At 63.4% G+C, this 12,183-nt stretch carries 12 protein-coding genes and 1 pseudogene; 4 read left to right on the forward strand and 9 right to left on the reverse strand.

Features of this window, described 5'->3' with window-relative positions; all coding sequences use genetic code 11:
- The first annotated feature begins 97 nt into the window (after window positions 1-97).
- Complete coding sequence (locus HB778_RS01480; protein ID WP_183460893.1) at window positions 98-1,273, forward strand: CaiB/BaiF CoA transferase family protein; 1,176 nt, start codon at window positions 98-100, stop codon at window positions 1,271-1,273.
- A complete protein-coding gene (locus HB778_RS01485; RefSeq protein WP_183460895.1) occupies window positions 1,270-2,919 on the forward strand; it encodes a thiamine pyrophosphate-binding protein in 1,650 nt (549 codons plus the stop codon). Before HB778_RS01480 ends, HB778_RS01485 begins: the two co-directional genes overlap by 4 nt.
- Window positions 2,920-2,990: 71 nt before the next feature.
- Here HB778_RS01485 and HB778_RS01490 read toward each other — a convergent pair.
- Together HB778_RS01490 and HB778_RS01495 are read right to left on the reverse strand one after the other, a co-directional pair.
- Window positions 2,991-3,416 (reverse strand): annotated as a pseudogene (locus HB778_RS01490) (CHRD domain-containing protein); the annotation flags it as partial.
- A 161-nt stretch (window positions 3,417-3,577) separates the two neighbouring features.
- A complete protein-coding gene (locus HB778_RS01495; RefSeq protein WP_183460897.1) occupies window positions 3,578-4,861 on the reverse strand; it encodes a cystathionine gamma-synthase family protein in 1,284 nt (427 codons plus the stop codon).
- A 121-nt stretch (window positions 4,862-4,982) separates the two neighbouring features.
- Between HB778_RS01495 and HB778_RS01500 the strand changes: the two genes are divergently transcribed.
- Window positions 4,983-5,441 carry an Lrp/AsnC family transcriptional regulator gene (locus HB778_RS01500; RefSeq protein ID WP_056571969.1) on the forward strand — a complete coding sequence of 153 codons (459 nt, stop codon included), beginning with the start codon at window positions 4,983-4,985 and terminating at the stop codon, window positions 5,439-5,441.
- 58 nt (window positions 5,442-5,499) lie between these two features.
- On the opposite strand, the gene HB778_RS01505 is transcribed toward HB778_RS01500, so the two are convergent.
- From HB778_RS01505 to HB778_RS01520, 4 genes are read right to left on the reverse strand one after another with little or no spacing between them, the layout of a single operon-like run.
- Window positions 5,500-6,471 (reverse strand): ABC transporter substrate-binding protein, encoded by a 972-nt coding sequence (locus HB778_RS01505; RefSeq protein ID WP_183460899.1) that lies wholly within the window; start codon window positions 6,469-6,471, stop codon window positions 5,500-5,502.
- A gap of 41 nt (window positions 6,472-6,512) precedes the next feature.
- Window positions 6,513-7,667, reverse strand: coding sequence for an ABC transporter permease (locus HB778_RS01510; RefSeq protein ID WP_183460901.1), 1,155 nt, complete (start codon window positions 7,665-7,667; stop codon window positions 6,513-6,515).
- The gene (locus HB778_RS01515) at window positions 7,664-8,542 is read right to left on the reverse strand and encodes an ABC transporter permease (RefSeq protein ID WP_183460903.1); all 879 of its coding nucleotides are present in this window, start codon (window positions 8,540-8,542) and stop codon (window positions 7,664-7,666) included. The genes HB778_RS01510 and HB778_RS01515 overlap by 4 nt, the downstream gene beginning before the upstream one ends.
- 13 nt (window positions 8,543-8,555) lie before the next feature.
- Window positions 8,556-9,347, reverse strand: a complete 792-nt coding sequence (locus HB778_RS01520; RefSeq protein WP_096447544.1) for an ABC transporter ATP-binding protein — start codon at window positions 9,345-9,347, stop codon at window positions 8,556-8,558.
- A 145-nt stretch (window positions 9,348-9,492) separates the two neighbouring features.
- Between HB778_RS01520 and HB778_RS01525 the strand changes: the two genes are divergently transcribed.
- Window positions 9,493-9,897, forward strand: a complete 405-nt coding sequence (locus HB778_RS01525) for a cupin domain-containing protein (protein WP_015317160.1) — start codon at window positions 9,493-9,495, stop codon at window positions 9,895-9,897.
- 17 nt (window positions 9,898-9,914) lie between these two features.
- Here the strand turns inward: HB778_RS01525 and HB778_RS01530 are convergent, their stop codons facing one another.
- From HB778_RS01530 to hydA, 3 genes are read right to left on the reverse strand one after another with little or no spacing between them, the layout of a single operon-like run.
- Window positions 9,915-10,292, reverse strand: coding sequence for a hypothetical protein (locus HB778_RS01530; protein WP_183460905.1), 378 nt, complete (start codon window positions 10,290-10,292; stop codon window positions 9,915-9,917).
- A gap of 23 nt (window positions 10,293-10,315) precedes the next feature.
- Window positions 10,316-10,687: a hypothetical protein gene (locus HB778_RS01535; protein WP_183460907.1), complete on the reverse strand. Its 372-nt coding sequence runs from the start codon at window positions 10,685-10,687 to the stop codon at window positions 10,316-10,318.
- Between the two features lie 2 nt (window positions 10,688-10,689).
- On the reverse strand, window positions 10,690-12,141 hold the full coding sequence (gene hydA / locus HB778_RS01540; protein ID WP_183460909.1) for a dihydropyrimidinase: 1,452 nt from the start codon (window positions 12,139-12,141) through the stop codon (window positions 10,690-10,692).
- Window positions 12,142-12,183 lie beyond the last annotated feature (42 nt).

Consider the following 12,183-nt stretch of genomic DNA (forward strand, 5'->3'; position numbering starts at 1 on the left):
CATCCTTTCGAACCGGCCCGTTGGCCCACTGCAAGGGCCGTGACAGCCGCTGCCGGGCTTGATAGAGGCTCTGCTTTCGCAGCAATCACGGTGATTTATGGCCGAACCACCCCTGAAAGGCGTCCGCGTCGTCGAACTCGCCCGCATCCTTGCCGGGCCCTGGGCCGGGCAATTGCTTGCCGATCTCGGTGCCGATGTCATCAAGGTCGAAAGCCCAGATGGCGGCGACGACACCCGCAAATGGGGTCCGCCCTTCGTCATGAGCCATGACGGGGAGAACCTGTCCGCCGCCTACTACCATTCCTGCAATCGCGGCAAGCGTTCCATCGCCATTGATTTTTCGACGCCTAAGGGTGCCGAGACCATCCGCCGTCTGGTCGCCACATCGGACGTGCTGATCGAGAATTTCAAGCTCGGCGGGCTGAAGAAATACGGGCTCGACTATGACAGCCTGCGCAAGATCAACCCGCGCCTCGTCTATTGCTCGATCACCGGTTTCGGCCAGGACGGACCCTACGCGCCACGCGCCGGCTACGACTTCATCATCCAGGCCATGGCCGGCATGATGTCGATCACCGGCGAGGCCGGCCGCGAGCCGCAAAAGGCCGGCGTCGCCATCTCGGACATCTTTACCGGGCTCTATTCCGTCATCGCCATCCAGGCCGCGTTGCGCCATGCCGACCAGACCGGCGAAGGCCAGCATATCGACATGGCACTGTTCGACACGCAGATCTCGGCGCTCGGCAACCAGAACCTCAACTATCTCGTCTCCGGCAAGTCGCCGGTGCAGATGGGCAACGCGCATATGAACATCGCGCCTTACGAGGTGGTGCCGGTCCGGGACGGCCACATCATCCTGGCGGTCGGCAATGACGGTCAGTTCGCCAAATTCTGCGCCGCCGTCGGGCTCGATGAACTGTCGACCAATCCCGACTTCGCCACCAATCCGGCTCGGGTCGCCAACCGGGTGAAGCTGCGCGAGCACATGATCGAGGCGCTAAGCACGATCGATCGCGATCCGCTGCTGGCAAAGCTGGAAGCAGCAAGCGTGCCGGCGAGCCCGATCAACACGATCGGCCAGATGTTCGCCGACCCGCAGACCATCGCGCGCGGCATGCGGCTCGACCTCGACGACGGCCATGGCAATCTTCTGCCCTCGGTGCGCGCGCCGATGGTGATGTCGGGCACCCCGCTGGTCTATGAGCGCCCCTCGCCGCGACTGGGCGAACACACCGACGAAATCCTTGCCGAACTGGAGAAATCAGCGAAATGAAGACCGGTGGACAACTGATTGTCGACGCGCTGGAAGCGAACGGCACCGACCGCATCTTCTGCGTGCCCGGCGAATCCTACCTCGCGGTGCTCGACGCGTTGCATGACTCGGCGATCCGCACCATCGTCTGCCGCCAGGAAGGCGGTGCGGCGATGATGGCCGACTGCCAGGGTCGGCTGACCGGCAAGCCCGGCATCTGCTTCGTCACCCGCGGCCCCGGCGCCACCAACGCCTCGGCCGGCATCCACATCGCCATGCAGGATTCGGTTCCGCTCATCCTGTTCATCGGCCAGGTCGCCAGCCACGCCAAGGAGCGCGAGGCGTTCCAGGAGGTTGATTACAAGAAGTTCTTTGGCGACATCGCCAAATGGGTGGTCGAGATCGACGACGCCGCGCGCATCCCCGAATTCGTCACCCGCGCCTTCGCCGTGGCGACGTCGGGCCGGCCAGGCCCGGTCGTCATCTCGCTGCCCGAGGACATGCTGACCAGCGAGGTCGAGGCGCCGCAAGCCCTTCCCCACACGCCGGTCGAGACCTATCCCGGCGGGGCCGAACTCGACGCGCTGGAAATGCTGTTTAACGGCGCCAAGCGACCGTTCGTCATCCTCGGCGGCACGCGCTGGAATGAGGAAGCGGTCGCGCGGATGCGCGCCATATCGGAGGCATGGTCGCTCCCCGTCGGCTGCTCTTTCCGCCGCCAGATGCTGTTCGACCATCTTCATGCGAACTATGCCGGCGACGTCGGCATCGGCATCAACCCCAAGCTGGCGGCGCAGATCAAGGCGGCCGACGTCGTGTTGTTGATCGGCGGCCGCATGGGCGAGATGCCCTCCTCCGACTACACGCTGCTGAAAAGCCCCTACCCCGACCAGGCGCTGGTGCATGTCCACGCCGACGCCGGCGAGCTCGGCCGCGTCTACCGGCCCACGCTGGCGATCAACGCCTCGCCCGCCGCCTTCGTCGAGGCCTTTGCCAAGCGTAAGCCGGCCGGCACGCCGACCTGGGCAGCTGAGACGGCGAAAGCACATAGCGTCTATCTCGAATGGTCGACACCACCGCAGACAGGTCCGGGCGACGTGCAGATGGGCCCGATCATGGACTATCTGGAAAAGGTCTTGCCGGATGACGCCATCCTCGCCAACGGCGCCGGCAACTATGCCACCTGGGTGCATCGTTTCCACCGCTCGCGCCGCTTCGGCACGCAAGCGGCACCGACCTCCGGCTCGATGGGCTATGGCACGCCGGCGGCGGTCGCCGCCAAGGCGCTTTATCCGGATCGTACCGTGGTCGCCTTCGCCGGCGACGGCTGCTTCCTGATGAACGGCCAGGAGTTCGCCACCGCAGTGCAATATGACCTGCCGATCATCGTTGTCGTCGTCAACAACGGCATTTACGGCACCATCCGCATGCACCAAGAGCGCGAATACCCCGGCCGCGTCGTCGCCACCGATCTCAAAAACCCTGACTTCGCGGCATTGGCGCGCGCCTATGGCGGCCATGGCGAGACCGTCGAGAAGACGGCAGACTTCGCGCCGGCCTTCGAACGTGCCCGCGCCAGCGGCAAGCCCTCAATCGTCGAGATCAGGCTCGATCCCGAAGCGATCACGCCAACCCGGACGATGACGCAAATCCGCGACAAGGCCTGATCCAACCCAAAAAGGGGGCGGTCGCCCGCCCCCTTTTTGTCGACGCGGTTTGCGCTACTTCGCTGCCTCGATCTGGCGCGGATCTCGCCGTCCTTGTTGGCGGCGGTGTGGACGTTGACATAGTAGTTGCCGGCCGCCAGGTCGGCGGCTTGCGCATCCGTCAGCGTCGCCGACCCCTTGATCGGGCTCTTGAGTTTACCTTTGAACGGGATGACGGGGCCGGCATTCGCCCCCATCGCCGCCGGGCCATGAATATGCGCCGCCGTTGCCGGTCCGCTGAGGCCGGAATATTTGACGTCCCAGCTGAGCTTCTTCTTGGTGGTGTCGAAGGTGAGTGTGGCGGTGCCTTTGCCCTTGGTGGTGACGGGCGGACTCTGCTGGCTGCCATCGAGCGTCGCCTTGTATTTCACCACCTCGGCCATGGCCGGGGATGCGAGCAGGAAAGCGGTCGAAATGGCCAGCGCCGAAAATACCGGCAGGAAAGAATGTGTGCGCATGAAGAACCTCCGATTGGCTGTCGCATGGGTCACGGTCCCCCGACGCGCGCATGCTCCAACGCAACGGCTGGGCGGCGCAATGTTTCCCTGCACACGTTTTTGTGACCGGGAAAGCAAAAAGGGGCGATCGCCCGCCCCTTCCAGCTTCGAGAAGAGAGCCGTCAGACCGCCGCCAGCGCCTGCGTCAGGTCGGCGATCAGATCGTCCGGATGCTCGACACCGATCGACAGCCTGACCGTGGTCTCCAGCACGCCGATGCGCTGGCGCACGTCGAAGGGAATGCCGGAATGGGTCATGGCCGCCGGATGGCTGGCGAGCGATTCCGTGCCACCGAGGCTTACCGCCAGCTTGAAGATCTGCAAGGCGTTGAGAAAGGCGAAAGCCGCCTTCTGTCCGCCCCTGATGTCGAAGGAGAAGGTCGAGCCGGCGCCGCTGCATTGCCTGATGTAGGCGCGGCCCGCCGGTGTGTCCTCGCCCAGGAACGGCAGATAATGCACCTTCTCGACCTTGGCATGATCGCGCAGGAATTCGGCCACCAGGCGCGCATTGTCATTGGCCCGCTCCATCCGGATCGACAGCGTCTCCAGCGAGCGGCCGAGCATCCAGCAGGAATGCGGATCGAGCTGCGTGCCGATCGCGCCGCGCAGCGCCTTGATCGGCTTGGTGACCGCCTTGCTGCCCATGGCCGCACCCGCGATCAGGTCGGAATGGCCGCCGACATATTTGGTCAGCGAATAGACGGAAACATCGGCGCCATGCTCGATCGGCCGCTGGAACACCGGGCCGAGCAGCGTGTTGTCGCAGACGATGATCGGCGTCGTCCCTTGCTTGGAGCCGATCTCGTCGGCGATCATCCGCATCAGCGCGATATCGACCAGGCTGTTGGTCGGGTTCGATGGCGTCTCGATCAGGATGACCGAAACGCGCCCCTTCGCAACCGCGGCATCGGCGGCCGCCCGCACCGCCTTCTCGTCGACGCCGTCGGCGAAGCCGACAGCACCGATGCCGAAGCCGGACAGCGTGCGCGTCAAGAGCGTCTCGGTGCCGCCATAGAGCGGCTGCGAATGCAGGATGACGTCGCCCGGGCGGGCATAGGCGAGCAGTGTGGTGGCGATCGCCGACATGCCCGACGAGAACAGGATGCAGGCATCCGTCCCCTCATAGATCGCCAGCCGATCTTCGACGATCTCGCTGTTGGGATGGTTGAAGCGCGAATAGACCAGGCCTGACGCCGTACCGCTCGGCGGCTCCTTGCGGCCGGATGTGTAGTCGAAGAAGTCTCGCCCCTCTTCCGCCGATTTGAACACAAAGGTCGAGGTCAGGAACACCGGTGGCTTGACCGCGCCCTCCGAAAGCTGCGGGTCAAAACCATAGCTCAGCATCAGCGTCTCCGGATGGAGCTTGTGGTTGCCGATATGGGTTTTCGACGGGCGTGGCGCGGTCATGGCTTTTCCTGCGTTCGAGGGATGTCGCGCCGCAATTTATGCCATCCCGATCAGCCAGTCCTTGCTATTCTTGGGCTCGCGTGGCTGCATATCGGCAACAAACTGCCGAGAGAGAGCAAAAGTGCAGCAGAAGATAGCCGATGATTTCGACCTCAGGATTCTGCGCGAACTGCGAGCGGACGCCCGCATCACCAACAACGAGCTTGCCGAGCGCATTGGCCTGTCGCCGTCGCCCTGCCTGAGGCGAGTGCGACGACTGGAGGAGACCGGCGTCATCAGAGGTTACACCACGCTGGTCGATCCCGCCGCCTTCGGCTGGAGCATGGTCGCCATCGCCACCATCCGGCTCAGCCGCCAGAACGAGGACGAGATCGTGATGTTCGAGGAGGCAATCCGCGGCTGGGAAGAGGTGCTGGAGTGCCACCTCGTCACCGGCTCGCGCGACTATGTGCTGAAGGTGGTGACAGGCAGCCTCGAACAGTATGAGCGCTTCATCAAGGAGAAGATCGCGCGGCTGAAATGCGTCGCTTCGATCGAAACCAGCTTCGTCATGAACACCATAAAGGAACGGCGCCTCTGAGGGCGCCGTTCCATTTTACGTTTGAGCATGATCTTTGCGGGATCGCGCTCTGCAAGGTTTACTTGATCGCCTTGTCGGTGATCGCGGTGGTGTAGGCGCCTTTCGGCTCCTTGGTGATGATCTTCTGGTCGAGCAGCGCCTTGGCGGTACGCTCATAGGTCGCCGGATCGAGCTTGCCGTCGGCATTGTCGACCAGCTTGGCGATTTCGCTCATCATCCGCTTCTGGTGGTTCTCGTCCTGGCCGCCGCCGTCCATGACGATGCCTGCCGCTTCGTCATTGTTGTCGATGGCATATTTCCAGCCCTTCATCGAGGCGCGCACGAAGCGCACCATCTTGTCCTCGAAGGCCGGGTCCTTGAGCTTGTCTTCCGAGGCATAGAGCCCGTCCTCGAGCAGGTCGTTGCCCATCGCCGAATAGTTGAACACGGTCAGCTGTTCCGGCTTGTAGCCGGCATCGATCAGTTGCCAGTATTCATTGTAGGTCATGACCGAAATGCAATCCGCCTGCTTCTGGATCAGCGGCTGCACGTCAAAGCTCTGCTTCAAGACGGTGACGCCGTCCGGGCCGCCGTCGGTCTTGAGGCCAAGCTTGTTCATCCAGGCATAGAACGGATACTCGTTGCCGAAGAACCAGACGCCGAGCGTATGGCCCTTGAAGTCGGCTTCGGTCTTGATCGGGCCGTCCTTCGGGCAGACCAGCTCCATGCCGGCCTTCTTGAACGGCTGGGCGATGTTGACCAGCGGCACGCCCTTTTCGCGCGCAGCCAGCGCACCGCCCATCCAGTCGACGATGACGTCGGCGCCACCGCCGGCGATCACCTGCTCGGGCGCGATGTCGGGACCGCCCGGCTTGATATCGACGTCGAGACCCTCGGCCTCATAGAAACCCTTGGCCTTGGCGACATAGTAGCCGGCAAACTGGGCCTGCGTGACCCATTTCAGCTGCAACGTCACCTTGTCGGCGGCCATTGCCTGGAAAGCGGCCAGCGACATCGCACCGGCCAGAACGGGAATAACAAGTCTTTTCATCTTTTTACCCTCTGAAGTTAGCACCCTTAAACCCACCGCCCCTATCCACCACGGACAGAGGGATGCCAAAACGTGACGGCTCTTTCGACAAGAGCGACCACGCCATAAAAGACCGAACCCGCAAGTGCTGCAACTGCGATTTCGGCCCAGACCATGTCGATGTTCATCCGCCCGACCTCGGTCGAGATGCGGAAGCCCATGCCGACGACGGGCGTGCCGAAGAACTCGGCGACGATGGCGCCGATCAGCGCCAGCGTCGAGTTGATCTTCAGCGCGTTGAAGATAAAGGGAGCGGCGGCCGGCAGCCTGAGCTTGATCAGCGTCGGCCAGTAGCCCGAGGCATAGGTGCGCATCAGGTCGCGCTCCATATGGCCGGAGGCGGCCAGCCCGGCGACCGTGTTCACCAACATCGGGAAGAAGGTCATGATGATGACGACCGCCGCCTTGGACTGCCAGTCGAAGCCGAACCACATCACCATGATAGGCGCCACGCCGATGATCGGCAGCGCCGAAACCATATTGCCGATCGGCAGGAGCCCGCGCCGCAGGAACGGCACGCGGTCGGCAAGCACCGCGGTGATGAAGCCGGCGCCGCTGCCGACGACATAGCCGAAGATCACCGCCTTGAAGATGGTCTGCCGCACATCGGCGCCGAGCACCGGCAGCGAACCGGCAATGCGCGCGCCGATGGCGCTCGGCGGTGGCAACAGGATGAAGGGAATGCCGGCGCCCCGCGTCACCGCTTCCCAGATGATCAGGATCCAGGCGCCGAAGATGGCCGGGATAATGAGGCGCAGTGCGTTCCGGAACGAACTCGCCATCGGGCGAAGCCCCGACAGCACCGCCACGCAGCGCCAGCCAAGCAGCCAGGCAGCCGTGAGCAGCAGGAAGTACGGTGCCAATGCCGTGCCCTCGAACCCTGCGATGCCCGAGATCAGCAGCCAGGCAACGAGATGGGCACCGACAAACAGCACAACGGCCTCGGCAAGGGGCGGAATCCTGATCATCGAAACCAGCGCCGCAACGATCGCCAGGCCGAGCATCACGCCCTTGGTTCCGAGATAGGGATAGTTGATGCTGGCCGCCGGGTCTGCAAGCGCCGCCGCTTCCGGCTTCGACATGGCGCCGAGCGCGATTGCGATCACGCACAACACGATCGCCAGGGCGGCTTGCCAGGAAGGTTTCAGCCAGTTCATGCCGGCCTCCCGCCCATTGCGCGGTCGACGAGGCGGCCGGCAATGCCGACCACCATGACCAGAAGCGCCGCCACGATCGAACCGGCGACCAGCGCCGACCAGATATCGATGGACTGGCTGTAATAGGCGCCGGCGAGCAGCTTGGCGCCGATGCCGGCGACCGCGCCTGTCGGCAGCTCGCCAACGATGGCGCCGACCAGGCTTGCGGCCACCGCCACCTTCATCGAGGTGAACAGGAACGGCACCGAGGCCGGCACGCGCAATTTCCAGAAGGTCTGCGGGCCGCTGGCATTGTAGGTATGCATCAGGTCGAGATGCATGATCTCGGGCGAGCGCAGCCCCTTCACCATGCCGACGGTAACCGGGAAGAACGACAGATAGGTCGAGATCATCGCCTTCGGGATCAGCCCGGTAATGCCGATAGCCGCCAGCACGACGATGATCATCGGCGCCACCGCCAGGATCGGAATGGTCTGCGAGGCGATGATCCACGGCATCAGGCTGCGGTCGAGCGTCGCCACATGCACGATGCCGACGGCAATGATGATGCCGAGCGCGGTACCGAAGGCAAAGCCGAGCAGCGTCGACGACAGCGTCACCCAGGCATTGTAGACGAGGCTGCGGCTCGAAGTGATGGGCCGCAGGAAAGTGTTTTCGAAGAAGTTCACCGCCACCTGATGCGGCGCCGGCAGTGTCGGCTTCGGCTGCGCCAGCGTCTTGCCGATGAACTCGACGGCGCCGGGGGTTTCGTTGGCACGGGTGTCGAGATCGCGCTGGAACGGCGCATTGAGGATGACGGCGAAGACGTACCAGAGCACGACCACGCCAGCGAGGATCGAGGTGACGGGGACGAGCTTGTCGCGGAAGGAGTCCATCTAGCGGGCCGCCTCAATCATCATAGCTGTGCCCTGCCCGCAGACCGTCACGCACGCGCGCTGCGATCGCCAAAAACTCCGGCGTCTCGCGGATGTCGAGCGGGCGCTCCTTCGGCAGCGTCGATTCGATGATGTCGCTGACCCGGCCGGGCCGCGGCGACATCACCACGATCCGAGTCGACAGATACACGGCCTCCGGAATGGAGTGGGTGACAAAGCAGATGGTCTTGTTGGTGCGCGCCCACAGTTCCAGCAATTGCTCGTTGAGGTGGTCGCGCACGATCTCGTCCAGCGCGCCGAATGGTTCGTCCATCAGCAGGAGGTCGGCGTCGAAGGCGAGCGCGCGTGCGATCGAGGCGCGCTGCTGCATGCCGCCGGACAGCTGCCAGGGGTATTTCTTTTCGAAGCCCGACAGGTTGACGAGATCGAGCGTGCGCTTGATGCGTTCCGCCTGCTCTGCCCTCGACAGGCCCATGATCTCCAGCGGCAGGCCGACATTGCGCTCGATGGTGCGCCAGGGAAAAAGGGCCGCGGCCTGGAAGACATAGCCATAGGCGCGTTTCTCGCGCGCCTGTTCAGGCGTCATGCCGTTGACCGAGATCGTGCCTGATGTCGGCTTCTCCAGATCGGCGATGACGCGCAAAAGCGTGGTCTTGCCGCAACCCGACGGTCCGATGAAGGAGACGAACTCGCCCTTGCCGATCGTCAGGTCGACATTGGACAGCGCCTGGACGGGGCCGTCATTGGTCTGGAAGGTGAGGCCAAGTTTGCTTGCCGCGACGACGGCTGGCGAAATCCCTGTCATCGGCCGTTGCCTGCCTGTTCCCGCCACAGCGGCGGCGGCCGGAATCCGATTGCTTTTATCGCGATGTTGTTTTCCACTTACCCTGTCCCATTTGGCCCTGTCCCACTGACCTTGTCCCACTCAGATCGACGCCCGGAGTTCCCCGATGTCGCCCAAACCCACTTGTCATCTTATCCGCCCTGAAAGCACTTATGAAGGCAAGCAGGGATTGACCTATTTCGCCGGCATCGCCACGGAGTCGGTCGGCTCCTCCGGCATCTGCATGCATGTGCTCACCATGCCGCCCGGCGCCCGCGCCAAGGCGCATCTGCATGAGAACCATGAAACCGCGATCTACGTGCTCTCCGGCGAGGTCCATACCTGGTATGGCGACCGGCTCGAGCACCACATCGTCGTCAAGGCCGGCGACCTCTTCTACATTCCGGCCGGCGTGCCGCATCTGCCGGCCAATCTGAGCAACGCTCCCTCTTCGGCCGTCATTGCCCGCACCGATCCCAATGAACAGGAGAGCGTCGTCCTGCTGCCGGAACTGGATGCGCTGGTCGCCTGACGCTGACGGGATCGCGGTCATTTGCACCGCGAGACTTCCCCCATGACGTTGCCGTCCGCATCGGTGATCGTCAGCTTCTTGGCGTTCTTGGCACTGCGCTTGATGGTGAAATTGGTCGGCGCCTGTCCGTCTTCGCCTTCGGCCTCACATGTCGCCGTCACCACCAGCGATCCGTCAGCTTGCGCTTGCGTCTTCGTGAACGTGCAGGCGCTGGCGGCGGTGATCAATTCCTTGTCGGTCAAAAGCAGCATCTGATCGGCGGCGACTTCCTGGCCGTTGCGGTTGATGCAGCCATATTTATCGCCATAGGGCTTCGACAGGTCGATGCCTGCCGCGAATGCCTGACCGGCAGCCAAAACGACGACCATCGCAACAGACAGACTAAAACCACGCATGCTCATTCCCCCATTGCCCAACGTTAAGAACATGATTGCAGCGGCCCCAGTTCTTCCAGGCCGGGAATGGTGACGAAGAAACCATCCCCTCCCTTGTTGGTGACCACAACGGTTTCGATCGTCGTTCCCGCCTCGCCCTCGGCGGAACAGGTAGAACGCAGCGATTGCGGGCCTGGCACTGAGGTCAATTTCTGCTCGAACCGGCAACCGCTGCCATAGGTCTCGATGCCTTCCGCGGTCAGCAGGATATAGGCATCGCTGTCCTGATAACCGGCCTTTACGCCGGCACAGCCGACATCATTGCCCCAGGAGCCGGCCAGCACACCGGCCGCGGTCGCCGGACCACCGGCAACTGCCGCCAGGACCACCGGGATGAGCGCGGCCGAACGCGCCAAGCCTAGACCCCCGTCGCCGGGATACCGGTCCGTTCCACCTTGCGCGGCGCGGTGATGTCTTTCCAGGTCGACAGCGCCCGGTTGACTGCGGCGTTCGGCTCGCGGCCGACGAACTGGCCATGGCCGGGCTTGGCCTTCACCTCGGCTTCCTCGATCGACAGCTCGCCGCGCGAGAAGACGAAGCGCGGCAGGCCGGTCACTTCGAAGCCTTCGAAGACGTTGTAGTCGATGACAGACTGCTGCTTCTTCGAAGAAATCGTCTTCTTCCGCTTCGGGTCCCAGACGAGGATGTCGGCATCCGCGCCTTCAACGATGGCGCCCTTCTTCGGGTACATGTTGAGGATCTTGGCGATGTTGGTGGAGGTCACCGCGACGAACTCGTTCATCGTCAGCCGACCGGTGTTGACACCCGTGGTCCACAGCATTGGCAAGCGGTCCTCGAGGCCGCCGGTGCCGTTCGGGATCTTGGTGAAGTCGCCGATGCCGTTGCGCTTCTGCTTGGTGGTGAAGGCGCAGTGATCGGTCGCCACCACTTGCAGCGATCCAGCCTGCAGGCCGGCCCACAGTGAATCCTGGTGCAGCTTGTTGCGGAAGGGTGGGCTCATCACGCGCCGCGCCGCATGGTCCCAGTCCTTGTTGAAATACTCGGTCTCATCCAGCGTCAGGTGCTGGATCAGCGGCTCGCCGAACACCCGCATGCCCTTCTGCCGCGCCCGGCGGATGGCCTCGTGGGCTTGTTCGCAGGAGACATGCACAACATAGAGCGGCACGCCGGCCATGTCGGCGATCATGATGGCGCGATTTGTGGCCTCGCCTTCCACTTCCGGCGGCCGCGAATAGGCATGGCCTTCCGGGCCGTTGTTGCCGGCGGCCAGCAGCTTCTGCGACAAAGCGGCGACCACGTCGCCATTCTCCGCATGCACCAGCGGTAGCGCGCCAAGGTCGGCGCAGCGCTGGAACGACGCATACATCTCGTCGTCATCCACCATCAGCGCGCCCTTGTAGGCCATGAAGTGCTTGAACGAGGTGATGCCCTTGTCGACGACGGTGGCCATCTCATCAAACACCTGCTTGCCCCACCAGGTGATCGCCATGTGGAAGGAATAGTCGCAGGCAGCCTTGGTGGTCTTGTTGTCCCACATCTGCAAGGCCTCGAGCAGCGATTGCTGTGGCGACGGCAGGCAGAAATCGACCACCATCGTGGTGCCGCCGGCAAGGGCGGCCCGCGTACCGGATTCGAAATCGTCGGCCGAATAGGTGCCCATGAACGGCATTTCGAGATGGGTGTGCGGGTCGATGCCGCCGGGCATGACGTAGCAGCCGGTGGCGTCATATTCATGGTCGCCATGCAGGTCCGAGCCGATCGCAACGATCTTGCCGTGGCTGAACAGCACATCGGCCTTCCAGCTGCGGTCGGCGGTGACGACGGTGCCGTTCTTGATAACTTTGGTCATTTTCTGTTCCCTTGTTCTCTTCGCGCTTCTTTATGAGCGGCG

Source organism: Mesorhizobium huakuii (assembly GCF_014189455.1).
Taxonomy (GTDB): Bacteria; Pseudomonadota; Alphaproteobacteria; order Rhizobiales; family Rhizobiaceae; genus Mesorhizobium; species Mesorhizobium huakuii_A.

Coding starts and splice junctions, on each gene's coding strand:
- HB778_RS01480 (WP_183460893.1), top strand. CDS start 98: ATGGCCGAACCACCCCTGAAAGGCGTCCGCGTCGTCGAACTCGCCCGC.
- HB778_RS01485 (WP_183460895.1), top strand. CDS start 1,270: ATGAAGACCGGTGGACAACTGATTGTCGACGCGCTGGAAGCGAACGGC.
- HB778_RS01495 (WP_183460897.1), bottom strand. CDS start 4,861: ATGACCGCGCCACGCCCGTCGAAAACCCATATCGGCAACCACAAGCTC.
- HB778_RS01505 (WP_183460899.1), bottom strand. CDS start 6,471: ATGAAAAGACTTGTTATTCCCGTTCTGGCCGGTGCGATGTCGCTGGCC.
- HB778_RS01510 (WP_183460901.1), bottom strand. CDS start 7,667: ATGAACTGGCTGAAACCTTCCTGGCAAGCCGCCCTGGCGATCGTGTTG.
- HB778_RS01515 (WP_183460903.1), bottom strand. CDS start 8,542: ATGGACTCCTTCCGCGACAAGCTCGTCCCCGTCACCTCGATCCTCGCT.
- HB778_RS01520 (WP_096447544.1), bottom strand. CDS start 9,347: ATGACAGGGATTTCGCCAGCCGTCGTCGCGGCAAGCAAACTTGGCCTC.
- HB778_RS01525 (WP_015317160.1), top strand. CDS start 9,493: ATGTCGCCCAAACCCACTTGTCATCTTATCCGCCCTGAAAGCACTTAT.
- HB778_RS01530 (WP_183460905.1), bottom strand. CDS start 10,292: ATGCGTGGTTTTAGTCTGTCTGTTGCGATGGTCGTCGTTTTGGCTGCC.
- hydA (WP_183460909.1), bottom strand. CDS start 12,141: ATGACCAAAGTTATCAAGAACGGCACCGTCGTCACCGCCGACCGCAGC.